Here is a 470-nt window from a genome sequence, read left to right on the forward strand (position 1 = left end):
TGGGGGAGCTTGGCTGGATCCGGAGTTCCATCGGCAAGCGCCGGCAGTGGCAATGCGTCGAATTTGAACTTCATCTTCTCCGACAAAGCCGTCAGTTCCTCCGTCTTCTTCACCGAGTTGGGCTCACTGCGGTCGAACAGGAGGCCGAGATGATCGAAGCTCGGCAGGTAGCGCTTGATGCTCTTAATGTTGACGCTTTCGGGAACTCGGTTTCGGGTACCGGTCACATTGGCGCGGCCAGTCTTTTCGTAGCTTTCGATGATACCCGCACCGATCGGATCGGCTACCACGGTGAACACCACGGGGATGTCATTGAGAAGATCGCTGTTCTGCTGGTCTTTCAACGTGCCGACCATGCCTAGAGTAGTCTTGGTGCCCCAGGTGACCACCACGTCAGCCTTGCGGTCGCGTGCATCCTTGACAAAGTCGGGCAGCTTGCTCTTGTCCTGTGCCGCATCGTCGACGACGAA

General features: G+C 57.4%; 1 protein-coding gene. It reads right to left on the minus strand.

Annotation, left to right across the window (positions count from 1 at the left end):
* A partial coding sequence (locus X742_RS140170) for an ABC transporter substrate binding protein (RefSeq protein ID WP_023775685.1) occupies nt 1–470 on the minus strand: 470 nt, incomplete at both ends.

The organism is Mesorhizobium sp. LNHC229A00 (genome assembly GCF_000502415.1).
GTDB lineage: Bacteria > Pseudomonadota > Alphaproteobacteria > Rhizobiales > Rhizobiaceae > Mesorhizobium.